At 61.7% G+C, this 26,508-nt stretch carries 2 protein-coding genes; both read right to left on the bottom strand.

Annotated features, from left to right (window positions below):
- Window positions 1-22 precede the first annotated feature (22 nt).
- Complete coding sequence (locus tag FEM03_RS03990) at window positions 23-15,940, bottom strand: autotransporter-associated beta strand repeat-containing protein (RefSeq protein WP_166442612.1); 15,918 nt, start codon at window positions 15,938-15,940, stop codon at window positions 23-25.
- Window positions 15,941-16,292: 352 nt separating this feature from the next.
- Complete coding sequence (locus FEM03_RS25510) at window positions 16,293-26,474, bottom strand: beta strand repeat-containing protein (protein WP_166442611.1); 10,182 nt, start codon at window positions 26,472-26,474, stop codon at window positions 16,293-16,295.
- Window positions 26,475-26,508 lie beyond the last annotated feature (34 nt).

The raw sequence follows: 26,508 nt of genomic DNA, 5'->3' as shown, positions 1-26,508 counted from the left end.
GCTTCAGCATTTGGTTGACTGCCTACCTGCGGCGGCGCAGGACAACAGCACCAAGTCCGATCAGCAGCAGCATCATGCGTCCTGGCTCGGGGATGACCACCAAAATGCCGTGGGTGGTGAAGGCGCTCACGTCCCACACCCAGTCGATATTGGAGAGGGTTGGCAGCATGAGGTCGCCATCGCCGAGGCCGCCATTGCGGAAGTTGGTGCCGGGATTGAAGGTGCCGCTGGTGATGAGGGTTGCCCAATCGAGCAGGTTGAAGATGTCACCTCCTCCTGCATTGGCGAGATAGCCATTGTCGATGATCGTGACCACGCCCCCGGCGGTGCCTGAGCCAAGGCTGAGGGTGCCGGTGATGGTGATGTGGTCATGGTTGCCCGGGGCGTTGAAGCTGAGCGTGGGGGCGTAGGTGGAGGCGAACGGAGTGGTCGCGGAACCAGAGGTGGCATCCTTGAGGGTGATGGCTCTTGTCATTGGGTTGATGGAGGCGATGACGGAGCCGCTGACGATGCCGTAGCCGGAGACGGTGTCACCGACATTGAGTCCGGTGACATCGGCCAGGGTGATGGAGTTGAAACCTTCGACGAGGGTGACGTTCTGGGTGGTGGAACCAATGTTGAGTGCCGTGGTGCTGGCTTGCAGGCTGTTGGAGAGCGTGATGGTGTTGGTCGTGGTGTCGATGCCGGTGATGGTGGTGCCTCCGCCGATGCCTTCGCCGGAAACGGATTGACCGACGAACAGTCCGCCATTGCCCGTTCCGCTGCCGGTGATGCCTAGTCCCAAGTTGGCCAGGGTCACGCTGTTGGAACCGACGAGACCAGTTCCGGTTTGGGTCCAGGCCTGACCGTTCCAGCGCTGCTGTTCGGTGACGGAAAGGGTGTTGAAGTAGCTGAGGGCATCGGGGGTGGTGCCAAGGTTGTAGGCATCAACAAAACCACCGGATTTGTGGGTGGCAGAGGTGACACCCAGGGAGATCTGCCCGCCGCTTGCAACGGTGAGATTGACGACACCCGCAGTGGAGGACGGGGAAACGGCACCGGTGGTGACGGCGAGTGGATCGAGTCCGCTGCCGGCGATGGTGCCGAGGGTGAGGTTGCCGTTGCCAGCGCCTGCGGTGTCGCCAGGGGCGATGATGCCGCCGGTGGCGATGGTCATGGTGTTGCCTGCCAAAGGAGCGAGCACGTGGCCGGTGCCCGCGAGAGTGCCGCCATTGTTGACCGTCACGGCACCGCTACCGAGCGTGGATCGGTTGCCCGTCGCATCAGTGCCGACTTGCAGCACGCCGCCATTGATGATGGTGGTGCCGGTGTAGGTGTTGGTGCCGGTGAGGATTTGGGTGCCGGATCCGGTTTTAACGAGGTTGAGCGCGTTGGCGGCATTGGTGATGGTGCCGGCGAAGGTGGCGGAGGTTTCGCTGTTGTTGCCGACGGTGAGGGTGGCGGCGGCTCCGCTGTTGGTGATGAGTCCGCCGTTGGTGGCGTCGTCGCCATTCAACCCGTCAACGGTGAGGCTGTTGCCGTTGAGGTTGAGGGCGGCATTGGCCTTGACGGTGAGGTCGTTGGTGTTGGCACCGAGGGCGGAGCCGTTGCCGGCTCTTACCAATCCAGCGTTGATGATGGTGCCGCCGGAATAGGTGTTGGCGTTGCTGAGGACGAGGACGCCGTTGCCGGATTTGGCCAGGCCGCCGCCACCGGAGACGATGCCGGCGAGGGTCGCGGTGACGTTGGGGCTGCTGACCGAGATGATGCGGTCGATGGCCCCGAGGTTGACGGCCCCGTTGATGGTGAGGTTGTTGCCGGCCTGTTGACCGCCGAAGGTGAAGTCGCCATTGACCACCACGTTGTTGGTAATGGTGCGGGCGGTGGAGTCGGCCAGGATGGTGGTGCCGTTGCCAACGGTGAGGGTGCCGGTGCCGAGGGCGGCATTGTTGCCGACGGTGATGGTGCCTTCTTCGAGGCTGACGCCGGTGTCAAAGGTGTTGGCGGCGCTGAGGGCGAGATTGCCGTTGCCGGTTTTTCTCAAGGCGGCTCCGCCTCCGGCCAGGTTGACCCATCCGCTGGCGCTGTTGGCGATGACGGCGCTGATGAGAAGGTCGGTGGTGACCTTGTTGGGGAGGTTGGTGGTGATGTTGAGCTCGGGGGCGGTGGTGCCGAAGTTCAGCGTGAGGGTGCCGCCGCTGGGGGAGGCGATGGTGGAGACGGTGGTCGGACTGTCGCCAATGGCGGTGATGAGTCCGCTGCCGATGTTGAGGATGGAACTGGCGTTGGCGGCGGAGTTGACGACTGGGTTGGTGCGGCCACCGACGTTGTTAAAGTTGAGGCGGTTGATGGTGTTGGCGGCTCCGACGAAAGTGAGGGTGCTGGATCCGATCAGGGAGACATCGCTGGTGGCGGCAATTTGACCGGCATTGGTGTTCATGGTGACCGTGGCGTTGTTGATGACCAGCGGTCCGGGAATGGTGACGATGCCGGCACCGGCGCTGAGGTTGAGCACACCTGCCGTGACGTAGGTCGTGCCGGTGAAGGTATTGCTGGCCCGTTGGTTGAGGGTAAGAGTGCCGCCACCACTTTTGATGAGGTCGATGTTGCCGACGACCTGGAGGCCCAGGGTGGTGGTGTTCTGGTTGATGAAGAAGTTCAGGTCGCTGCTGCCGGAGGTGATGGTGGATCGCGAAGTTTGGGTCGCGGCTTCGGTGAAGATGAAGGAGTTGTTGTTGTTGGTGATGACGCCGCCGTTGGTGATGGTGAGGGCGGTGCCGGCGCCACTGGCGGTGCCGAAGGTGGCCGTGTTGGCGGCGTTCGGGGCGATACGCCAGAGTCCGACTGCATGGGTGGCGGTGCTGATGGTGCGCGTGGTGCCATCGTTGACGGTCTGGAGCGCGGTGGCGGTGGCGTAGTTGGTGCTTTCGTAATTGGGGAAGCCAGCGCCGGTGTTGCTGAGTTCGCCGACGCCAAGGATCGGATCGTAATAGGCAAAGTTGCTGCCGTTGGCAATGGCCCAGCTGCCCATGACGCCGGTGGATTGTCCGGCGATGAAGATGCGGGGATTGGCGCCTTGGTTGGCCGCGTTGACGCCGCCGAGGGTGCCGGAGCTGTTGCTGGAAAAGTTGACCACGGCGCCAGCGGAACGGGTGAAGGCGCCGGTGTTGAGGGTGGTGGGTGCGGAGGTGCCACCGGAGCCGACCGCGATGGTGTTGTTGCCCACGAGGAGATTGACGGCGCCGATGTCTTCGGTGACAGCTTCGCCGGGTCTTCCGACAACGGAGAGGATGCCGCCGCGGAAGTTGACGCTGGCGCTGTTGTTGAGTCGATCCTGGCTCGCGGAGAAGTTGGTGTTTTCGAGGGTGAGCTGGGCGAGGTTGATAAAAATGGCCGAGGTGCCGGTGAGGGCACCGTCGTCACGTAGCGTCAAATTGCTGCCGTTGAGGTTGGTGGTGCCGGTGTAGGAGTTGGTGCTGGTGAGAATCTGGTTGGCAGCGTTTCCTCCGGTGAGTTTGGACACGTAGAGGTTGATGGCACCGGTGATGGAGCCGCCGAAGGTGGAGGTGGCATTGTCGGAATTGGTGACGAAGAGGTTGGCGGAGGTGCCGCTGTTGATGATGCCGCCACTGCCGGGGGTCGGATCGGAACTGACGAGTCCGCCGATGGCTTGATCAAATCCGTTGAGCTGGACGGTGCCGCCCTGGTTGACGGTAAAGAAGTCGACGATGGCAGCGCTGGCGGAACTGACCGCAGTGAGGGTGTTGTGGCCCGCGTTGAGGCTGAGGGTGCCGCCATTGATGATGGCTTGTCCAGAATCGGTGTTGCTGCCCATGAACACATTTTTGTTGAGGACGAGGGTGCCAGGACCTTCTTTGACGAGGGCGGCGCTTACGTTGGTGCTGATGAGATGACTGTTGGAGATAAGGGTGGCAGCATCCGGAGTGGTGAAACGCAGGGTGGCTCCTGCTGCACTGATGGCTCCACCGTTGAGTCCGGTGTTTCCAGCATTGGCGACAATGGCTCCGCTGCTGATGGTGAGGATGTTGAAATTGCCCAGGGCGTTGTAGCTTTGGACCGCCGGGTTGTTGCCGGGGATGGCTGAACCGCCAGCGGAGGTGATGCCACCGCCGTCATCGAGGCGAAGGCTGTTGATGGTGGTGGTGGTGGTGAAGGTCTGGGCCTCGGTGACGAGGGCGTTGCCAGTATAGGTGGCGGAAAGCGTGGGGCTGACGGCGGCCCAGCTGGCGGGGGGATTGGTGGGAGTGGCGGCAGCTCCTGTGGTGAGCGGGCTGTTGGGCTGGACGGGGAAGGCGGAGTATTCGGTGGCGGCAAGGAGGCGGTAACCGTATCGATCGTAGGTGACAAAACCGGTGCCGGTGGAGTCGGTGGCGGTGAAGTCGGCACGGATGCCGCCGACGATATTGCCCGAGACTCCTGCAGCCGAAGCGACCGCAGTGCCGGTGGCCTGAAGGGTGCCGGTGCCCTGCGACGTCATGCCGTTGTTGATGTAAATGTTGATGCTGTCGGTGCCGGCGAGTGTGCGGCCAAGGGTTTGGTTGCTGCCGACATTGACGTAAAGTGAGCCGCCACCTGCACCGAGCGAATTGAGGGTGATGGTGGCACCACCGTTGCCGAGGGTGTCGTCGAAGTTCCAGGTGGAGGCACCCGAGTTGAGGTTGACGGTGCCGACGCCGGGGTTGGTGGCAAGGCTGAGGGCGGCGGAGCCAATGCCTTCGTTGATGAGGGTGTCACCTTCGATGAAGTTGATGGTCCCGCCCTGCATGTTGATGACGCGCAAGGTGGCGACGTCGTTGGCGATGTCGCCGGGGCCGTTGGCGGAGTCGGTGAGGCGGTATCCACCCAGGCGGTTGGTTTTGTTGTCGGTGCTGTTGTCGAGGGTGAGGGCGGCACCTTGTTTGATGTTGATGGTGGCAAAGCCGAGGCTGCCGTTGGCTCCGTCAACTTTGATAGTGCCTTCCTGGATGTCGAGGGTGCCGACGTTGTTGATGTCTCCCGCACTGGTGAGGGAGGCGATGGCGGCGGCGTTGTCGCCGGAGATGGTCTGGGTGCCGCTGCCGATTTTGGTGACGTTGAGGTTGAAGCCCGAGAGTTCGTTGACGCCGTTGATGAAGTTGGTGAAACGTCCCGAGAAGTTGGCTGTGCTGCTGTTGTCGGCACCGAGGGTGAGAACGGCGGGGTTGCCGTTGTTGCCGTTGCTGTTGATGGCGTAGACGGAATTGGTGACGGTGCCCGCTCCGGCAAGGGAGCCGATGATGGCGTTGCCACCGCGCATGTCGACGGTGGCAGCAGAACTGATGTTGAAGCGCGAGGACGCGATGACAGCGTTGTTGTCCGAAGCGTCTTCGCGCAGGCCGCCGAGAACGAGGGTGCCCTCAGTGATGTTGGTGGCTCCGGTGTAGGTGCTGATGCCGGTGAGGGCGAAGACGCCGTCGCCGGTTTTGTCGATGCCGCCAGGGCCGCTGATCTCGCCATTCACGGCGAGGCCGATCTGGGCGGCGGCGTTGGTGTTAGCGGTCACGTTAACCGTATGCTGGCCGGCAGTGAGTGCAAGGTTGCCCGAGATGTTGGCGATGGTGCTGGTGTTGCTGATGTTGGTCGCGCTGATGTTTCCGGCGAGGGTGAGGATGCCGGTGCCGGTGCGCACGGTGGGGCCGACGCCGTTGGAGTTGCCCGTGTGACCGCCGATGTTCTGGAAGTTGAGGTTGGCGAGGGTTTGGCTGAAGTTGTTGAGGTCGAGACCTGCGATGCCGCTGTGAAGGTTGAGGGTGGCGGCGTTGTTAAGCTGGTCGTTTTGTTCGAAGAAGATGCGACCATTGGCCTGCCTGCCGGAGTCGCCCGCGTTTTCGGTGCCGCCGTTCACGGTGATGTTGAGGCTGTTGGCAATGGCGGGTCCGACGGCGGAGTTCAGGCGCAGATCGGTGGAGTTGATGGTGGTGGTGCCGGTGTAGGTGTTGGTGTTGTTCAGGCGGATGACGGGACCATTTTGAGAGCCGGTGCTGGTGACGAGGTTGACGGCGGACGCAGCGTTGTCGACGATTTGCGCGTTAATGGTGATGACATTGCTGAGGTTGTGGATGAAAAGCTCGTTGGCGGCATTGCCAAGCCCGGAACTGCCATCGAGATTGCCAGCGGTGATTTTGCCGCCTGCCGCGACGCTGGCTCCGATGGTTTTGGCCTGGTTGGCGGTGCTGCCGAGGATGCCGCCGGATTGGACGTAGAGGGTGTCGGCGGGGTTGGCGAACGAAAGGGTGAGGGCGGCGTTGTCGATGCCGATGCTGAAGGAGTTGGCGATGTTGTTGCCTGCGGCGAGGGTGGTGTTGTTGTTGACGCGGACGTTGTTGTTGGCGGCAAAGGCGGCGTTGCCGAAGGCGGGCCGGTTGCCGGAGTTGGCGGCGTTGGCGAAGGTGATGCCGCCGGTGGTTTGGTAGTCGACGATGGCGCGGAAGCCGGACACGGGGTCATACATGACGAAGTCGCCGCCCTGGATGGTGCTGCTGCGGCCGTTGTAGGGGTTGCCGGTGTTGGTGACGGCCCAGCCGCCGACGATGCCATTGTAATTGGTGGGGGCGGTGCCGGTGACTTTCACGTTGCCGTCGTCGCCGAGCACACTGCCGGCAAAATTGACCGTGGCACCGACGTTGCGGGTGAGGCTGGTGATTTGAGTGGTGGCCGAACCGAGGGTGGCGGCGTTGGTGGTGAACTGGCTGGCGCCGCTGTTGAGGGTGACGTTGCCGAGGTTGGCGACAGAGGATTCACCGAGACGGCCGTTGTATTGGAAGCCGCCGCCGTTCATGATGATGTTGGCAGGGGTGACTCCGAGTCGGAAGGAGTCGGACTGGCTGCCGTTGTCATTCCAGATGAGAGCCGCTTGATTGATGGAAACGCTGCTGGTGCCTCGTAGGGCACCAAGGTCCACCATGGTGGTGGCACCGCCGCCGATGGTGGTGGTGCCCGTGTAGGTGTTGGAGTTGCCGATGGTGAAGGTGTCGCGACCGAATCGGTTGAAGTTGATGGTGCCGGTGCCGCTGCTGATGTTGCCATACCAGGTATTGCTGGTGGTGGCGTTGATGCTGAGGGTTTGGGTGCCCGCGACGCTGTTGATGACGGTGCCGCCGGCCAGCGAGCCCTGGTTGCCTGCGGGGGCGATGCTGCTGAAGTTGTTGACGGTGAGGGCGTGGCCGTTCAGGTCGAGGATGCCGGTGCCGTTGACCTGGAGGGTGGGGCCGGTGTTGCTGCCATTGAATAAAGAGGCACCTGCCGGGTTGGTCATGCGATAGTAAATGGCACTGGCGTTGTTGATCTGGAGGGTGCCTTCCTGAATGCGGGTGTTGGTGAGGGTAAAGTTGGAGCCGCCGAGGACGAGGGTGCCTTCGCCCGCTTTGATCATTTCATTAACCCGACCGGTGTTGCTCTGCATGGAGCCGATGCTGGCGTTGATGGTGAGGGTGGTGCTGGCACCATGGGTCCAAAAGTAAAGGTTCTGGGCGGCACCGGTGGTGGAGTTGTTGCCTGCTCCTTCTGCGCCGATGATGCCGGGTCCATTGATGCTGGAACTGGCGGTGGCAAGGATACCGCCGCTTTGGACGTTGAGGTTGCTGCCCTGGAGGAGGTTGATGGATCCGCCAGTGAGTTTGATGGAATTGACGCTGTGGACGGTGTTGACGGTGGCGTTGGCGGCGGAGGTGAAGAGAACATTGGAATTGTTGACCCAGGTGTTGGCGGTTTCGCGTTCGTTGGCGGCGATGGCGCGGACACCCAGCCCGGTGCTGTCGAGGGTGGCGAAATCGACATTGGCGCCGTTGTCAACCAGGGCATAAGCGGCAAGACCCTTGTTTTTGATGCCATTGGCTCCGCCTGCGACAACGTTGGTGTTTTGACCAAACATGGCAAGTGCAGCGCCAGCGGAGCCAGCATTGGAGAGGAGGAGGTTGGTGGATCCATCGGTGCCGACGGCATTCAGGCCGAGGTTTGCGCCTTTGATGAGGATCGTGCCGGCGTTGGCATTGGAGAGGTCGGAGCCACCAGAGCCGCGAGTAGCGGTGAGGGTGACGGAGCCGCCGGTGAGTCCGGTGACGTTGAGGTTGAGGTTGCTGTGCCCCTGTTCGACGTTGATCCCCGCAGTCGTTCCACCCGTGACGCTGGCGCTGAAAGTTTCGGTGACGTCGTTGGTGTTGGTGGCATTGCCGATGATGTTGACGGTGCCACCGCGCAGGATAAGATTTTTGTTGTTGCCGGTGACCCCGTTGTTGATGCGGTTGTTGGTGAAGGTGGTGCTGTTGTCGATGGTGAAGGTGGCACCTTCATCGACTTGAACGCGACCGCCTGCGCCGCTGAGAACGCCTGCGCCATCAAGCACCAGGGAGCCCCAGTTGACGTTGGTTCCGCCGGTGTAGTTATTGGTGCCACGGAGGTAGACGGTGTTGCCGCCGACTTTGGTGAGGGCCTGGTTGCCGCCGACATTGCCGGTGATGATGATGTCACCGCCGGAGGAGAAGGTGTTGGAGCCGATGCCGGACGTGGCGGTGCTGAGGGTGATGTTGCCGCTGACGGTGGCGGTGTTGGCGGTATTGGCGAGCTGCAGCATGTTGCTGCCGGGGGTGACGAGATTGCGGAACGCCACGGAGTTGGAAATGGAACTGTTGATGAGGTTGCCGAGGGTGTTCGCGTTGGGGCCGGTGTTGCTGATCGAGGTGCCGTTGAGGGTGAGGTTTTGAGCGAGGTTGTTACCGCTGAGGTTGAGGGCGGCGTTGGCGCTGATGGTGATCGAACCGGAGCCGAGCGCGCCGGTGGTGCCGCTGTTGAGCAGTCCGTTGTTGAGGATGCCGCGCGTGACGGCAACGGGGCCGAGCATGGTGGCGGTATTGTTGCCGGTGAGCGTGAGGGTGTTGGCCCCGGCTTTGGTGAAAGTGCTGCCAGCTGCCGCGTTGACGGTGCCCGAGAGAATGATGTCACCATAACCAGCGACCTGACTGCTGGAGGCGAGGCTGACGTTGCCGGCGAAAGTGGCGGTGGTGGCCTGGCTGTTGTAGATGGCACCGATTTGGGAGGCGGTCCCGATGCCGTTGATGGTGAGGTTGCGTCCAATGCTGGAGCCGACGCCATAGAGATCAACGGAAGCTCCCGAAGCGACGATGTTGGAGCCGGTCGAGAGGGCGTTGGTTTCACGCAGGACGACGGTGCCCGCGTTGATGTTGAAGGTGCCGGTGAAAGCGCTGCTGTTGTTGAGGGAGAGAGCGCCGATCCCGGTTTTGGTGAGACCGAAATTGTTGTCGTTGATGCCTCCGATGAGGTTGAAGTGGCCGGAGGAGGGGTTGATGATGGCGTTGGCACCATTGATGGTGGTGACGCCGAGAACGCCGAGGAACCCGGTGCCTCCGACACCGGCGGTGCCGAGATCGTTGGTGATGTTAAGCTGTGATCCGGCACCCATGGACAGGGTTTTGACGGTGGAATTGTAGTCGCTGCCGAGTCCCTGAAGCGTGAAAACCGAGGAGGGGTTGAGCACGTAATCGTTGTCGATTTGCGCGGCGTTGTAGTAGTTGTTGGCGACGCTGGCCGGTCCGGTGAAGTAGCTGAGTCTGGAAGGGTCGATGGCCTGCCAGTTGTTGAAGGTGCCGTTGCCTGCGGTATCGGCTCCGGAGTAAAGCAGGCGTCCACCACCGCCCGGAGTGCCGGTGCCGGTGTTGAACTTGAAGGTGATGGCATGCTGGCCTGCGGACAGGAAAATGCTGCCGCGGGCGGTGTCCTGCACACCGTGACCGGAGAAGATGTCGCGTCCGACTTCGACGCCGTCGATGACCAGGGAACTGAAGTCGTCGGACCCCAGAAGGAACTCGTAGATGCCGGCGGTGGTGATGTCGAGGTAACCGTTGTAGACGCCGAGGGTGGAGATGCTGGCATTGGTATGCGGAACCCGATCAAACGAGGCGTCGTTGGGGTTGACGCCGTTGTAGATGCTGGTGGCACCGAGGCCCCAAACGGAGGCAATGTTGAGGCTTCCGGAGGCGACATTGGTCGCGCTTTGCTGCAATCCGCCGGTGACGTTGCCGGGGATGACGCCAGCGACGTTATTCGTTTGCGGCATGATGCTGTAAGTGATGGGGGTGCCGGTGGTGCCGCCGCTTAGGGTGACGGTTTGACCGGCGCCGTAGATGGCGGTGGCGGCGTTGGCGGTCGGGGCCGCGCCCTGGCCGCTGGTGCTGATGGTGGTTCCGTTGGCGAAGGTGTTGGCACCGCCGAGGAAAAGGCTGCCTTGGCCAATGTTGAGGGGCTCGTTGTTGCGGGCGTAGGAGTCCATCAGGATGGTGGTGACTCCGGTGGCGATGTTGAAGGTCTGGAACTGGCCTGCGGTGCGGGCGGTGGAGGCGGGGAGGCTGTTCGAGCCGAGCGTTTCGTCCTGGAATTTGAGGATGGAGTTAATGGTTCCGCTAACGTTGATTTGGGTCACCTGGGGATTGGGGGCCATGGCGATATTCAGAGTGCCCATGGTGATCATGTTGCCGCCCTGGACATCGAGATTCACGAAGCCGAGGGAAGGGTTGACGATGATGTCGTTGCCGAAGACGGCGTCACTGCTGGCGCTGCGAAGGGAGAGGACGCCACCGTTGTAGGTGATGTCGCCGGATCCGAAGGGAGAGCCTGATGAGGCGGCGCTGGTGGGGGTCTGGCCGATGAGGGTGCCGCTGTTAAGGGTGATGCCTCCGGTGAAGGTGTTGATGGTGGAGAGGACAAGGGTGCCGTTGCCATTTTTGACCAGGGCCATGGCGGCGGGGGTGGTGAGGGGGCCGTTGAGGGTGGCGGTCATGTTGAATTCTTCAACAGTGACGGTGGTGGTGGCGTTGTTGAAGGTGGTGCCGTTGTTGAAGGTGATGTTTTGGATGCCTTTGAAGTTGAGGTCACCGCCGAGGACGTTGAGGTTGTTGGCGATGGTGGAGGCGGTGTTGGCAGCGATGTAGGTGCCGCTGGAAACGTTGAGGTTCCCTGCGCCAAGGGGACCGGTGATGACCTGGCTGAGGAACGTGCTGGGGGTGCTGCTGGCGTTCAGCAGAATCCCGCCCTGCTGAAGGTTGAAGTCACCCGTGAAATCGCTTTGGGCGGAAAGCATGAGCAATCCGTTGCCGGTTTTGTTGATGCCAGCGGCGTTGGTGATGGGGGCATTGATGTTGAGGGAGGAGAGCAATTCCTGGACGGCGATGCCGTTGACGGTGACGGCCGAGACGTTGATGTCGCGGGTGGCTCCGGCGAAGTCGATTCTGCCGGTGCCGGTGCGGCTGATGTTGGAGATGGTGTTGGTGCCAACGCTGGTGCTGGCGGCGTTGATGTTGCCGTTGATGGTGAGGTCGCCGTTGCCGAGCATGACGGTGGGGGACTGCCCGCCGGTGTTGTTGAAATTGAGGCTGGCGACGGTTTGGGCGATGACGGTATTGGGGGAGGCGGCGATGCCGGCGGGGGTGCCGGTGAAGTCGAGGCGGGCGGTGCCGTTGAGGGTGACGTTGGAAGTGTTGGCAATTTGACCGGAGCTGTAGGAGAAGACTTCTCCCAATTGTGACATGTTGGTGCCATCGAAAGAGCTGGTGTTTTGCTGGATGCCGCCGGTAATGGTGAGGTCTCCGGGAAGGGCGGTGATGGTGGTGCCGTTGGCTCCGGCAGTGTTGAGGACAATGCGACCGCTGTTGACCCAGGTGCCGCCGGTGTGTTCGTTGTCTCCAGTGATGTAGAGCGTGGACCGGCGAGCGGCGCCGCCATTATGGTTTTGAGAGTTGAGGACCAGGGCGACGGCTCCCCCAGCGTTGTCGGTGATGGTGGCTCCGAGGTTGATGCTGCGGCGCTCGGTGTTGTCGGTGCCTTGGAACGGAAGGTGATGAATGTAAAGATCGCCACCGACGCCTGCGGCCCCGGCGGTCAGGAGTCCGTTGGTGACGTTGAGGCTGACAGGAGTGTCGCTCGACGCGGACGGGCTAAGGGAGAGTCCGCCACTTTGAACGGTGAGGGTGTTGCCACCGAGATCGAAAACGGCGGTTCCTGCGGTGTTGGCGGCTTGATACGAGAGGGCATTCAGGGTGGTGTCGGCGGCCAGGGTGACGCTGTGACCGGCGGCGGTGGCACCGGTTCCGAGCATCTGAATATTTTCACCAGCCTGGGCGGAATTAATTCCGTTGATGGTGGCGTTGCTGTAGTTGGTGCGATGATAACCGGCGTAACCGGCGCTGCTCAAGCGGCCCACGCCACCGGTGCCGGTGTAGCTGGCGAAGTCACGGTCAAACATGGCCCAACCACCGATGAGATTGTTGGAAAGTGTGGGGGCAGTGGCGAAATAAACGTTGGACGCGTTGCCGATGGTTCCATTGATTTGGCCGCCGTCAAAACGCACGGTGCCGTGTTGACCAGCTGCCTGGGTGAGGCTGGCGAATTGAATGTGAGCGGTGTTGATGCCACCTCCGGTTTCGCCGGCGTCGATGACCGACATGCCGGCACCGATGGTGAGATTGCCGACGACTTCAGTGGTGCTGGAGCCCTGGGTGTTGCGGTATTGAAACATGCCCGCGGTGAGGTTGATGTCGGCGGTGTCGTTGATTTTGTCGGTGTCGGGCCGACCGTAGGTTCCGCCGTTTTGGATGAGGAGGGTGGCGTTTTGGATGTCGATTCGGGAGGTGGCGGAGAACTTGGCGTCATCGATCAACTGGGTGCGGCCACCCGTGAGGATGGTGGGGCCGGTGTGGGTGTTATCGCGATAGAGGTTCCAGTCGGAGTAGGAGGCATTGTTTTGGCCGCGTGCGACCGTGATATTGCCGGTGATGACGCCGTCGTAATTGACGGCTGCGGTGCCCATGGTGAGGGTGGCGGCGGTGGCACTGGTGTTGGTGACGGTGGCGTATTCACCGCTGTAGCCGAAGAATTCGGAGCCTTGGGTGAGCAATAAGGCGACGTATTGGTTGTTGCCGTTGAGATCGACGGTGGCGGCTGGTCCGATGAAAAGATTTTGGCCGAAATAGAGGGTGTCTTTGCCCCCGTCAAGAATGAGGGTGCCGGCCTGGATGCTGGTTTCTCCGGTGTAGCTGTTTTGACCGCTGAGGGTGAGGGTCCCGGTTCCGGTTTTGGTCAGTCCTCCGCTGGTGCCTACGATGTTGGCGCTGATGGTGGTGTCTCCGAGGGCGTGGACGATGAGATCGCGGTTGGAGGAAGTGGAAAGGAAGCCGTTGCTGATTTCGGTGCCTGCGCCGGTGATGAGGAGGCCGCCGCTTTCGAGGGTGAGGGTGCTGCCTTGACCGCCGAGGGTGACGTCGGCCCCGGCATCCAATCGGAGGGAGTTGATGAGGAACTGGCCGGTGGCGGTGGCGTCGGTGGCGAGGGTGACATTGGGATTGACGTTGGCGACGTGGCCGACGCTGCCGATGGAGACGAGGGTGGTGGCGGATTCGTTGGCAGCGAGGCCGCGCACGACGTTGGTTCCGGTGGTGGTGGCTGCAGCGGCGGAGTTGGAGGTGCCGAAGGCGACGCCACCCGGGAGGCTGGAGTTTTGGACGAGAATCCAGGGCATGATGGATTTGTTGGTGGTGCCGGTGGCACCGGTTTGGCCGGAGTAGCTGAAACCGCCAGCGGCGTTGCCGCCGACGATGACGCCGACGCCTGCGGCCGCGGCGCTGCCGATGTTGTCGCCGGTGATGGTGAGGGTGGCGAGGTTGGAACGCGAGACGGCTCCCACGGTTCCGGTATTCAGAGTGGCGGAGTGGGTGTCAGACGCGTCGATGTTGATGATGCTCGCGCCGCGATCGAGGTTGAATGCGGCGCTTTGGCCGAGGTTTTCGGAGGTGTTGGCGCTGTTGCCGCCGACGTAGTAGAGGTCGCCGCCGCCGAGGAGGCGAAGGGTGCGGGTGTTGAGGCGGTTTTGATCGCTATCGCTGTCGTCGAGCACCAGACGGGCATTGGCACTGACATCAATACGGCCAGCGAGAACGTCGGCGGCGGCAGGTGCGGCGAAGGTGCCAAGGCCGCTCAATCTCAGTGTGCCCGAAGTGACAAACACGTTGGTGGTGGCAGCGGTGGTCGCACCGGCAGTGCCACCAAAAAAATTGGCGGCGGTGACGTTCCAGGTGCCGTCACCAGCAAAGCGGATGCTGTGTCTGCGGTTGTAGGTGCCCACATTGGTGATGGCGGAGGTGATGTTGCCGACGCCAGTGCCTTCGGCAAGGAAGTGGAGGTTGAAGTTGCGATTGTCGCCATCGGCTGCGGAGTTGTTGTTGAAGGTGACCGCGTTGGTGCCGGAGAGGTTGAGGGTGGCACCGTTGGCGACGCCCGCCACCAGCACGGTGGAAACCTGGTTGTTGCCCAAGGTGGCGGCAAGAGCCACGGTGCCGTTGAGGGTGGTGGTTCCAGCCGTTGCCCGGACGACGCCCAAGCCGTTGAGGCCGCGGTTGGTCTGGTTGCCATTGGTGATGTTGATGTTTTCCGTGATAACTCCCGCGTTGTTGAATTCCAATGAGGCGGCGGTTCCACTGGCTGTGGTGACGCCAGTGGTGCTGCCGAGTGCGGCCTGGCCGGAAACTTGCACGGCTCCCTGACTGATGGTGAGGTTGCCATTCCAGATGCCTGCGGCACCTGCTATGGTGGGAGCGGCATCGGCTAGAATGAGGCGCCCCGCGTCATTTTTCCCGAGATTGTTACCGGCGGCGCTGAAGTCCAGCGCGTTGGCCAGGGTGATGGTGTTTCCGTCAGTAACGTCGAGGCCGACACTGGCGGCGTTGCTACGAATGGTGCGGTTGGTGGTGCCGGAGTAGTTGAAGCGAAGCCCTTGGGTGAGGCTGTTCGCGGTGAGGTTGATCGAGTTGCCGAGGTGTCCAAGGCTGCCTTCGCCATTGGCCTGGAGGATGCCACCGCTCACCGTGATGATGTTGTTGTCGCCAAAAGTGTTGGCGGTGTTGGCCAATACCAGCGTGCCGTTGCCGGACTTGGTGAGACCAAAATTGCCGGCATCGTCATCGACAACTCCGGCGAGAGTGGTGGATGCGACAACGTTGGAGCCTCGACCACCGCCGCCGACGGCGAAGGTGGCGGCACCTGTGAGGATGGTGTCGCCGGTGAATTCGAGGCCGTAGCCGTTGGAGGCGGTGACCGTCAGAGTCTGGGCTCCAATGGTGAAATTGCCGAATTGAAGGTTTTTGTTGAGTGGAGTGATGAATGTCGGGCCTGGCAGGCCCGTGAGGCGGTCGACAAGGATGGTGGTGTTGCCGGTGACGGCCACGTTGTCTCCAAAAATAATGTTTTCCAGAGCCTGGGTGCTGTCGCCATTGGATCTCAGTTCCAGGGTGCCTCCCGATAGAGTGATGTCGTTGACAGCGCTCGAGTTCAAGGCAGCGGGACCGTTAACCCGGAGGACGCCAGCTGAAACGCTCACACCTCCGGTGAAACTGTTGTCTCCAGACAAAACGACCGCGCCGGTTCCTGAACCGGTTTTTGAAATTGACCGGCTGCCACCGGATTCGGTGATTGGTCCCGCGAGGGTAAGGGTGCCGGTGGAGGCATTGTTGAGGGTGAGGTTGTTGTTGAGAACAATGGCGGTCGAAATGAGATCCACCCCGTTGAATCCCGAAGCTTTGTTGATCACCGCGTTGGCCACGCCATTGTTGAAGGTGAGGGCATTCGCTCCGGCGATGGTTAAGGCAATGTTGCCACTGACGCCCATGTTTAACTGACCGATCACTGCTGGAACATCCAGGGTGATGATGGTAGGGGCCGCGATGGGATTAATAATGCTGCTGAAGTTGACGATAGCCTCAGGAGAATTGGGAAAGAAGGGATCGGATGACCATTTGGTCGTATCACTCCAATTTCCGTCTCCGCCGCCATCCCAGGTAAACGTTTGAGCATCCACAGGTCGCAGCAGAGCCATTAAACTCATAACCACGGTGATGGAGCGGCGGCGATGGAATGATGTTTTCATGGATGAGGAAGGGGCAGGAGGTTCCGCACATTGATTGAATGGCGGGTGAATTGTTGGGGGTGGGCAGATAGACCGGAGAGAAAGAATGAACCTTGGAGAGAGGGCCATACAAGCGAACCAGAAGGTTTTTTTCAAGGCAAAGTTTTTATTTCTGTGAAAAGATGCCTTTGGTAATTATACCATTAACTTTGATTAAGGATTAATCTGGACGCGCTAAGCATGCGCTGAACATCCCCATCGATCTCAATCTTGCGAGGAGGAGAGATCGCTCAGGAAATCTACAGGTGGGATGCAGCCAGTCAGGGCTGACGTGAAGGTGCAGCCAAGCCAACAGTTACCGCATAGCTATCGATTACCGTCGGCGGCGGAACAGGAGGGTGGCACAGGCGAGGAGAATGAGAGCAGCGCGGCCAGGTTCCGGGACGGCCTCGCCGACGACGATGAGGGTGCCATGGCTGGAGAATAGTCGGGTGTCCCACATGAGGCCTTCGGTGAGGGTGGGGAGATCGAGATCGCCGATGTCGCCGCCTCCGCGGATGAAGGTTCCGTTGTTGGCCAGCCAGGCGGCATTGTCAGCCGAGCCGGTCCAGTCGATGAGTTTGAAGACATCGCCGGAGATTCCGGTGTAGCCGATGGCGTTGAAGGTGAACTGGGCTCCGCTGGCGAGGGTGATGTCGCCGTTGTCGCCAAGGGTGCCGGTGATGTTGAGGTGGTCCATGCTGCCGGTGGTGATGTCCTGCCAGGCAAGGTTGGTGTTGGCGGCGGTGGTGATGAAGTTGATGTAGTCGGGGGTGTCGAAGGTGAATCCGCCGAAGTCGCTGTTGGTGGTGGCGCTTTGGAGCTGCATGCGGGTGATGGAGCTGGCGGCAGCAGAGAAGTCACCGGCGATGGTGAGGGTGGCGATGCTGGTATCTGCGGTGTCGGCAATGGCACCGGGTTTGAGGGTGGAGCCCGCTTCCAGGATGACGTTGGCAAGCGTTCCGGCACCGGAAAGGGTGGCGCTGGTTTTGACGTAGGTGGTATTGCCTTTCATGACGCCCATCATGGAGAGTTCGCCCGCGTTGACGATGGCGTTGCCGGCGAATTCGCTGTTGCCGGTAAGGTTCCAGGAGCCGACACCGCCCTTGATGATGCCGCCGGTGGTGGTGGTGGCGTTGCTGGCACCGGTGCCGAGAATTTGACCGGCGTAGGTGACGACGCCTGCGGTGGAGTCAAAGTTGGTCGTGAGGGCGCTGCCAGGACCGAGGAGGATTCTGGCGCTGGAATTCGTGCCGCTGATGGCGCCGACGGTTTCGCTGGCATTGCCGTAATCGAGGTCGTAGGTGCCGTTGACGGTGAGGGTGGCGGCGTCGAGAATTTGCTGGTTGTTCAGCTGGCGGACGGTGGCACCGCTGGCGATGTTGAGGGCGGAGCCGCTGATGGTGTTGAGACTGGCGTCTTTACGGAGGTCGAGGCGTCCTTCGTTGACGTTGACGACTCCGGTGAAGAGGTTGGCACGGGTGCCGACAAAAACCATGGAGCCTGCGCCTGTTTTGGTGAATCCGCTGCCGGTGCCGCCGCTGATGGCGTTGCGCATGGTGACGTTGATGATGAAGTCATCTTCGGCACCACCGTCTGCGACGTCGAAGGTGCGGTTGATGTTGGTGGTTCCGGGGCTGAGGTTGAAGAAGGAGTCGGAATCGTTGTCGCCGTTGATGATGGCGGACTGTTCGCTGGCACGGGTGGTAATGTTGCCGTTGAGGGTGAAGTTGGAGACACCGGAGCCGTTGGCGACACGGACTCCACTGCCGGTCATGTCGAGTCCGCCGACGATGAGATGGCCGGTGGCTGCGGTTTCGACGCGGCTGAAGGTGGTGTTGAGATAGAGGGTGCCGAGAATGTCGAGGACGGTGAGGTTGTCGATGAGCAGGCTGTCGTTTTGGGTGACGTTGTTGACGTTGACGTCGCCGGTGATGGTGGTGATGCTGGTGGTTGCCACCGCCGTGCCGCCGGTGTTGGTGCGGAAAAGGCCACCATTGACGGTGAGGGAGGCGAAGGTCTCGGCGTTGCCGCGAAGATTGAAGGTGCCGTTGTTCATGGTGATGCTGGCGGTATCGGCAATCTGATTAGAGGCGAAGGAGGTGAGAATGCCGCCGTTCATGATGATGTTTCCACCGATGGCCTGGGTGCCGGCGGTTTTTTGCAGACGGATGTCGCCGGCGTTGACGATGAGGTCGCCGTTCCAGGTGTTGGCGATGCTGTCGAGGAGGTCGGCGGTGCCGAATTCGAGTGCTCCGGCGTTGTTTTTGATGAGGGTGCCGGTGCCGCTGGTTTCGCCGACGATGGTGGCGGCGGCCTGGTTGCCAGCAGTGCCGTTGCGGGCGATGTCGAGGATGGCGAGGCCGCTGAAGGTGGCACCCTGGGTGAAGCGGGCGTTGTAGTTGGAGGCAGCGGTGCCAGTGTTGATGTTGTTGCGGACCGTGAGGGTGGCGTCGTCGATGGTGAGTTTTTGGAACACCATGGTGTTGGCGGTGATGCTGCTGGTGCCGGTGGCGCGGTCGAGGCTGAGGGTGCTGTTGGCGCGGGTGTTGATGTTGTGGTTGTAGCTGAGGGTGCCGGTGCTGGTGCCGCCGTTGTCGTGGCGAAGGGCAAGGGTGCCACCCTGGAGGAAGATGGTGCTGTTGGCTGCGCCGAGGCCGGTGGTGAGGTTGGTGTGGGTGATGCCACCTTCGTTGAGGTAGAGTCCACCGCTGAAGCTGTTGTTGGGGTTGTTGAGGGTCACGTTGCCGCCACTGGCCTTGACGAAGCTGAGCGGATCGGTGCCGTTGTCGGCGATGAGGGCATTGATGACGAGGGCACCGCCGCCGTTGACCAGATGGACGAAGAGTTCATCAGCAATGCCGTCGCTGGCGATGCCTGCGGTGAGGACGCCGGTGTCGGTGATGTTGGCTCCGATGGTGTGGGTGCCGTTTGCGGTGGTAACCATGATGCCGCCGCTGGTGATCGTGAGGTTGTTGGAGCCGAGGGTGAGGGTGCGGGCGGTGCCGGTGTCGAAGCGGAGGCTTTGAATGGTGCGGGAGCCGGTGAGGGTGGGGCTGATGGTGGTGAGGTTGATGTTTTGGGTGGATAGCCAGCCGGTTTCAGCGCCATTGCTGGCATAGGTGCCTTGGGACAATACACCGCGTTGGAAACCGCCATCGACAGCGGCGTTGTATTGGGCCCAGTCGTTGCCGTTGACGATGCCGCCGCCTAGGAAGGTGGTGGTGGCCTGACCGTTGAAGACAATGCGAGGGCTCACGCCAGTGCCACCGAGGGTGCCGCCGCTTTCAGCGCGGAAGTCGATGGTGGCACCCAGTTGACGGGCGGCGGTGATGGAGTTGGAGAAGCTGAGGACACTGGCGGTGGGGCCATTGGAGCCGAGGGTGGCGCTGGCGTAGAGCTGGCGGATGTCGAGGCTGCCACGGGCGGTGAGGGTTCCGACGGCTTCAGTGCCGCTGCTGATCAAATCGCCGCCCCACATGGTGACGGCGAGGGTGTCGGAGAGGCGGTTGATGTTGAAGCTGCCTTGTGAATTGTCGATGGAGAAGCGGCCGCCTTTGATGACGAGGGAGTCGATGCCGTTCAGGGTGCCAGCTTGCAAGAGCTGGGTGTTGCCGAAGTATTGGGTATAGGTGTTGCTCCAGCCGGTGGCGCCGGTGAGAAAGAGGCTGCCGGCGCCCAGTTTGCTGATGTTGCTGCCGCCCGTCACTTCACGGAAGACCGCGTTGATGCTGGCAGTGCTGAGGTTCAAGATGGCGCTGCCGGCGAAGTTGGCGGTGCCTGCGACTTGGAGCTGTTCGTTGTTGCCTCCGTTGAGGGTAAAGATGGCCTTGTCGGCAACATTGAGGTTGTTGATGCTGAAATAGTGGCCGGCGTTGGCTCCGGCGTTGCGCAATTCCAAGACGGAGTTGGCATTGACATTGAGGTTGAAATTGAAGTCGGCAGTGCTGTTTTCGCGCAGCATGAGTCGGGCATTCGGACCGGCGAGTTCGACGGTGGCACGATTGGTGGCGTTGCCGAGAGAGCCGGCGTTGGAGGCGACCACAAGAGCATTGGCGTTGATGCGGATGGTGCCGGAGATGTCGTTGGGGCTGTTGAGGTAGAGGGCGTTGCCGGAGGCTCCAACGGTGCCGCCGTCGCGACCGTAGATGTTCCAGGTGGAGGCTGAGCCGAGGGTGACACGGTTGTTGAAGGCGAGGTTGGCTCCGTTTACAAAGCTGCCGATGTTTTGGAGGTAGGTGTGGACGGTGCCGTTGAGGTTGACGAGGCCGTTGAAGGCGGTGGTGATGCCGTTGCCATTGGCGATGTAGGTGGAACCGTCGTTGAAGTTGAGCGTGCCGTCGAATTCGGTGGCGGCGAGGGCGAGGGTGGCTCCTTTACCGACGGTGATGGTCTGGCCGGGCTGGCGTCCGCCGATGGCGGTGGCACCGGCGATAAGAATACCGTCCTGGACGTTGATGTCGCCGGTGAAGTCGTAGGTGTTGTTGAGGTTGAGGCGTCCGTCGCCGGTTTTGGTGAGGGTGCCGGTGCCGGAGAACTGGCCGGGGTCGTTGAGGATCATCTGGCTGATGATGGTGGTGGAGGTATGAATTTGGTCGCCGCCTCCAACGTGGATGGTGCCGCCGTCGGTGCCGATGACGAAGGATTTGGTGGTGACGGCGGGGTCGTAGAGTCCGGTGGCAACGGAGAAGGTTCCTCCGTTGATGTTGACGGTGCGTGCCCCAATGGCACCGAGCGCGGTGGGATCTCCGGTAGCGCCCTGGATGGCGAGGGTGCCGTTGTTGATGTTGATGTCGCCGGTAAAGGTGTTGCCGGCGTTGAGGATGAGGGTGCCGGTGCCGTTTTTGGTAAGGCCGCCGGTGCCTGCAAGGATGATGTTGGCATCAAGGGTGCCTTCGTGGATTTGGAAGACGAGTTCGTTGCTGCCGGCGTTGAGGCTGGCAGTGGCTCCGGCGATGCCGAAGGTGGAGCCGGGGGTGCCATCGTAGAGGACGCCGCCGCTGCCGAGGGTGATGCCGAGGGCTTTTTGGGCGAGGCCGAGACCGGTGGTGATTTTTAGGCTGTTGGCATTGACGGCGGTGGTGGTGACGTTTTGCTGGGTGCGGTCGACAAGGAGATTGTCGGCGGTGGTGAGGGTGGGGGTGGGAGCGAGGGTGCCGTTGGCGAGGTTGGTGTCTTCGTAAAGGGTGGTGTAAGTGGCGAGGGCGGTGACGGTGGTGCCATTGACGCTGGCCCAGTCCCGTCCGCCAACCGTGGCGTAGGCTCCGAGGATGCCGTTGGTGTTGGTGGCGGTGGTGGGGAGGTTGCCCGCGGTGGTGAAGTTGACGGTGGCTCCGGCGCTGCGGGAGAGGGTGCCGATGTTGAGGGTGGCGCTGCCGAGGGCGATTTCGGCTCCACCGGCGTTGAGGTTGAGGCCGTTGACGGTTTCGGTGCCGCTGCCGGTGAGGGCGAGATTGCCGCCGTTGAGGTTGAGGGCGGCGGTGTCGGAGAGCTGACTGGAGGCGGTGTCGACTTCGAGGGTGCCGCCTTCGATGGTGGTGGCTCCGGTGAAGGTGCTGGCGGTGGGGCCGGAGAGGGTCCATTTGCCGGAGCCGCGTTTGGTAAGGGTGCCGGTGCCGGTGGCAATGCCGCCAGCGATGCTGCCGTTGCCGGGTCCGGACACGGCGAGGTTGGCATTGGTGGCGCTGATGACGCCGCCGGTGAGGGTCATGAGTCCGTCGATGGAGTGGATGGCGGCGAGGGGATTTTGGGTGTCGGTGACGAGGTTGATGACGCCACTGGCGGTGTTGTTTCCGGAGAGGTTGACGAGAGATCCGCGCTGGCTGGTGTGGCCAATGCCGTGCAGTTCGAGGGATTCGTTGCCGAGATTGGTGTTGCCGGTGAGCTGGAGGGAAGCTCCCCCGAGGACGCGGGTGCCCTGGGCCGTGGTGCCGAGGGTGGTGGAGGTGCGCAGGACGCCAGCGCCGATGTCGGTGATGCCGGTGTAGGTGCTGGGGCCGCTGAGGTAAACGTAGCCACCGCCATCTTTAAGGAGGCTGCCGGTGTTGCCGAGGCCGCCGTCGAGGTAAAGGTGGCCGTCACCGCGAACGAGGAGGTTGCCGGTGCCGGTGAGAGCCTGGGTGAAGCGCAGTTCGGAGCGGGAGAAGATGGGGACCAGGGTGCCTGGGCGGGCGCTGCTGTCGAAGGCAATGCTGCTGGCGTAGGTAGAGAGGGCGGTGTCACCACTGATGGCGACGTTACCGGTAAAAATGTTGGCGCTGCGGTAAGAGAGGAGTGCGGCATTTTTGTCGGCGGCTCCGAAGCCGGAGAGGGTGATGTTTTCAGCGCTGACGAGGCCGGATTCGGCTTCGAGGGTGGCTCCGGCGGCAATGGTGGTGGCTCCGACGGTGCTGCCGAGGCTGCTGTTGTTGCGGATCACCAGGACACCGGCATTGACAGCCACAGCTCCGTCAAACGTGTTTTGGTTGAGGAAGGAGCTGAGCACCATGGTGCCAAGACCCGACTTGGAGATGCCGCCATTGATGATGTTGGGCTGGATGGTGTAGTAGGCGGCGTCGGCGATATTGAAATCGCGGGTGGCACCGTCGAGGTCGACGCGGGCGATGGCGGCGAGTTCGCGACCGGCGGCGACGTTGATGCCGGAGCTGTAACTGTTGGCCATGAAGGGGGAGGTGGCGACGGTGATGTCGGTAAGGAGCCTAACTTCGGCCCCGGCGGAGAAGGTGGCAGGAGCGGAAAGGAGGTTGATGTTTTGGCCGGTGGTTTTGAAGTAGTCGCCGCCAAGAACAAGGGTGGTGAGGTCGGTGAGGGCGTCGCCTTTGACGCTGATGGCGGGGGCACCCTGGAGGAGTTCGGTGTTGTTGAGAGTGAGGATGGCACCAAGGTTGGAGATGCCCTGGACGTCGATGAGTCCGCCGGAGATGGTGGCCTTGTCGATGGTCATGCTGACGCGACCGCTGTTGAGCTGGCCGCCGGTCATGATCAGTTCAGAGACGTAGCCGTCGTAGTCGTTGGTGAAGCCGTTGGTGGTGCCTTCATCGGCCTGACCGAGGTTGCCTGCGATGAGGTAGACTTTGCTGCCGGCGGCGAACTGGTTGCCACGATTGGTGCCTGCCCAGGAGAGGGTGCCGCCGTTGATGATCACATCGCCGGTGATGGCGGTGGTGTTAAGACCTTTGTTGAGGAGGAGTCGGCCACCGCGAAGGACAATGTCGCCGGTGTAGGTGTTGGCGGTGGTGTCGGCGGCACCGGTTCCGAGGATGATGTGTTCGGCAGTGCTGGTGTTATAGGTGGTGCCGGTTTGGGTGAGGGTGAAGCCGCCACTGCCAGTCAGGTTGTTGAAGCGCATCCACGAGTTGCTGTCGGTGGTGACCATGTTGATGGTGGGGGCGTTGCTGATGTCGACGGTTTGGAAAATGGCGTCGTTACTGCTGAACCCGCCGAAGTTGAGGGTGGGGGCACCTTCGCCGGAGGCTGGGGCGGTGAAGTTAAGGGCGGCAAAAGTGACGTTTTTATCGGTGTTGGCACCTGGGTCGGCGTGGGCGGCGGAGGTGTTGTTGTCAAGCAGCAGGGAGCTTCCACTGGCAGCAACCGTGATGGTGCGAGCGCTGGTCATGTTGCCGTTCTGGTTGTTCGTGTTTACCCCAAGAGCGCCGCCAGCCAGGGTGATGTTGCTGGAGAGAGCGTCGATGGCGGTGGTGGAGTTGGCGTAGACGTGAACAAGTCCCGCGTTGATGATGAGGCCGCCGGTGAAGTTGTTGTTGGTGGCGAGGGCGTTGGTGTTGGTGAGGAAAAGGGTGCCGCTGCCGGATTTCACGACGGTGAGTGCGCCGGTGCCGTTGTTGACGAGGCGTGCGCCGATGCTGAGGTTGGCGGTGTTGGTGATGTAGAGGCTGGCAGCGTCGTCGTTAGCAGCCCCTGCGGTGATTTGGCCCTTATCGACGCCGGGGGTGAAATGGTCGATGAAGGCGGGTTGGGTGCTGGAGATGAGTCCGCCGCTTTCGATTCGCAGAAGATTGGCGGCTCCTCCGAGCTTGATGGTGTCGGTGGTGGCAGCCATGGCGGTGGTCAGCTGGAGATTGAGGGAATTGACGGAGGTGGCACCGAGGGTGGTGGTGACGTTGTCGGTTTTTTTGATGTGGTTGCCGGAAACGTAATCGATGGCTGCCACTCCTGAAGTGTAGGCGGTGAAGGCGCTGACGCCGAGGCCGCCGGTGGCGTCGTATTTGGCGAACTCGAGGGTGGTGGCGGTGGGGCTGACCACGGCCCAGCCGCCGAGGAAGGCGGAGTCGGCCTGTCCACCGATGAGGATGCGACCGTTGTTGCCGGCGGTGCCGAGGTTGGTGCCGGTGAAGTTGACGACCGCGTTGGTGGCACGGGTCCAGGTGGTGGCGTTGCCGAGCTGGAGGACAGCGGCACTGCTGTTGGCGGTGGCGTTGAAGGTGTTGTAACCGGCGGCGAGGTTGAGATTTTCGACGGACTGGTTGCTTCCGCCTGCGCCGGAGAGGAGTGAGAGGGTGCCGCCGCGCATGTTGACGTCGAGGTCGGCGTTGAGGCGATTGCCGGTGGCGGTGCCCTCAGCGTTGTCGTCGAGAACAAGACTGCCGTTGATGGAAGTATTGACGGTGCCGGTGCCGCCCAGGCCGAGGCCGATGGCTCCGGAGGGGCCGCGCAGGCTGAGGATGCCCTGGACGAGGTTGAGGTTGGTGACATTGATGCTGTTGAGGGCGTTCATCTGGCTGTTGACGGGGCCAACTTTGGAGAGGGAACGGTCGGCGATGTCTTCGTTGATGGCGCTGTTGAACTGGATGGAACCGTTGTTGGTGAGGCTGCCGTTGTAGCGCGTGGCAATGGTGGCGTTGCCAGTGATGAGAACGTCTCCGGTGAAGGCGGCGCGGTAGCTGTTCTGGGCGTTGATGTCGAAGTATTGGCTGCCGATGGTGAGGTCGCCGAGCTCGATGGTGTTGCCGGCGTTGCTGCCGGATCCGCGGGTGACAGCAAGGCTGGCGGTGCCGCCTTTTTGGGTGGAGGTGAGTTCGAGGTTGACGCCGGTGTAGCCTCCGATGGTTTGATTGTTGCCAGTGCCGTTGTCGCGGAGGTCGAGGGCAGTATTGGTGCCTTTAAATTCGATGGTGGCATTGCCGAGGGCGTTGCCGGTGCCGGGTCCGGAGTCATTGGAGGTGTTGTTTTCAATGCCGGCGGAGTTGTTGAGCACAAATCGACCGTTGAATGTGGTGTTGGTGCTGTCGGCGCGCTGAAAGATGATGCGATGATTGCCGAGGTTGGGATTGCCGCTGCCACTGCCGAGTCCGCCCATCACCTGGATGGTGCCGGAGCCCTGCAGATGGCTGTTGATGATGACGTTGCGGCTGGTGCGACCGTCGATGTAGTCGGCTCCAAGCAAGTTGCCGCCGTTGAGGATCATGGTGGAGGCTGCGGTGGTGGAGCCAAAGCGGTGGCTGGCGCTGCCGACGCCAAGGCTGCCGCCGCTGTTCAGGGTGATGGTATTGAACGACATGCTGAACACCGTGGTGGTGTGGGCGAGACCGAGGACGCCGCCGCTCACGGTGTGGGAAGCGGTGGCCGGGAAGGCATTGGAGGCGGAATTCAGTTCCAGAAAACCCTCCTGCACCAAAGAGCCGCCAGAAAGGTTGAAGTTGGTGGTGGCATTTCCAAACATGAGGAGGCGGCCAATCCCTGCTTTGGTTACGAGGCCAGCACCGCTGACCTGGTTGGCGTCGTCAAACTGGATGGAACCGTTGCGCACATCAAGAATGCCGCCGCCTTCGCCGATGATGATATTTTTGCTGTTGGCGTCAGGATTCATGCCGTAGCCAACAAACTGGAGCCTGGCTCCGTTGGTGAGGGTGAGGGTTTCCGTCGCACCGGCGATGGGTCCGAGAGTGGGGATATCACCGCGGGTGCCGGCGAGACCGCCTGAGCTATGGGCAAGAACGGAGTGGGAAAAAACTTTAATTGTGGTCCCCGCGCCGTCTGCGGTGATGTTGCCGTTGGGAGCAAAGTAGTTGTCGAGAACGACGGTTCCACCGCCACTGAAGCTGAGCGGTCCGGTGACAAAGGCATTGAGATTGACTGTGGTGCCGCTGGCGATGGTGATGTTGGGAGCGGTTACTGGGTTGAGGCTCAGAAGATTGGGAGCACCTGCAACACCGAAATTGATGGTGCCGCCACCACTGAATTCGAGACCGGAATAAGCCCCAAGGCGATTGCCATCCAGATGAATGAACGCGGCGGAAGGAGTGGTGAATTGAAGGGCGTCACCGGTGGCGGGGAGACCGTCGGGAAGCCAGTTGGCAGATGAGGACCAGAGAAAATCCCCTGCTCCGCCGTCCCAGTCAATGTCGGCAGCCCGGGAATTGCTCACTACTCCAAGAACGGCACCCATGACCGAAATGCGGGCCATCCAGGCGAGCAGTGTTTTGGTGGCTATGTTGCGCGAATGCTTCAGTGGAAGATCAATCTCGGATTTTGGCGCCAGGGGGGGAAGTGAGAGCATGATCATGAATTAGGGAAGAGTGGTCGCAGGGTGC

This window comes from Phragmitibacter flavus (genome assembly GCF_005780165.1).
Lineage (GTDB): Bacteria > Verrucomicrobiota > Verrucomicrobiia > Verrucomicrobiales > Verrucomicrobiaceae > Phragmitibacter > Phragmitibacter flavus.
This window is presented reverse-complemented; position numbering and strand designations above follow the sequence as displayed.

Bases quoted from the DNA above. Each gene is read 5' to 3' on its own strand.
- FEM03_RS03990 (WP_166442612.1), bottom strand. From the start codon at position 15,940: ATGAAAACATCATTCCATCGCCGCCGCTCCATCACCGTGGTTATGAGT.
- FEM03_RS25510 (WP_166442611.1), bottom strand. From the start codon at position 26,474: ATGCTCTCACTTCCCCCCCTGGCGCCAAAATCCGAGATTGATCTTCCA.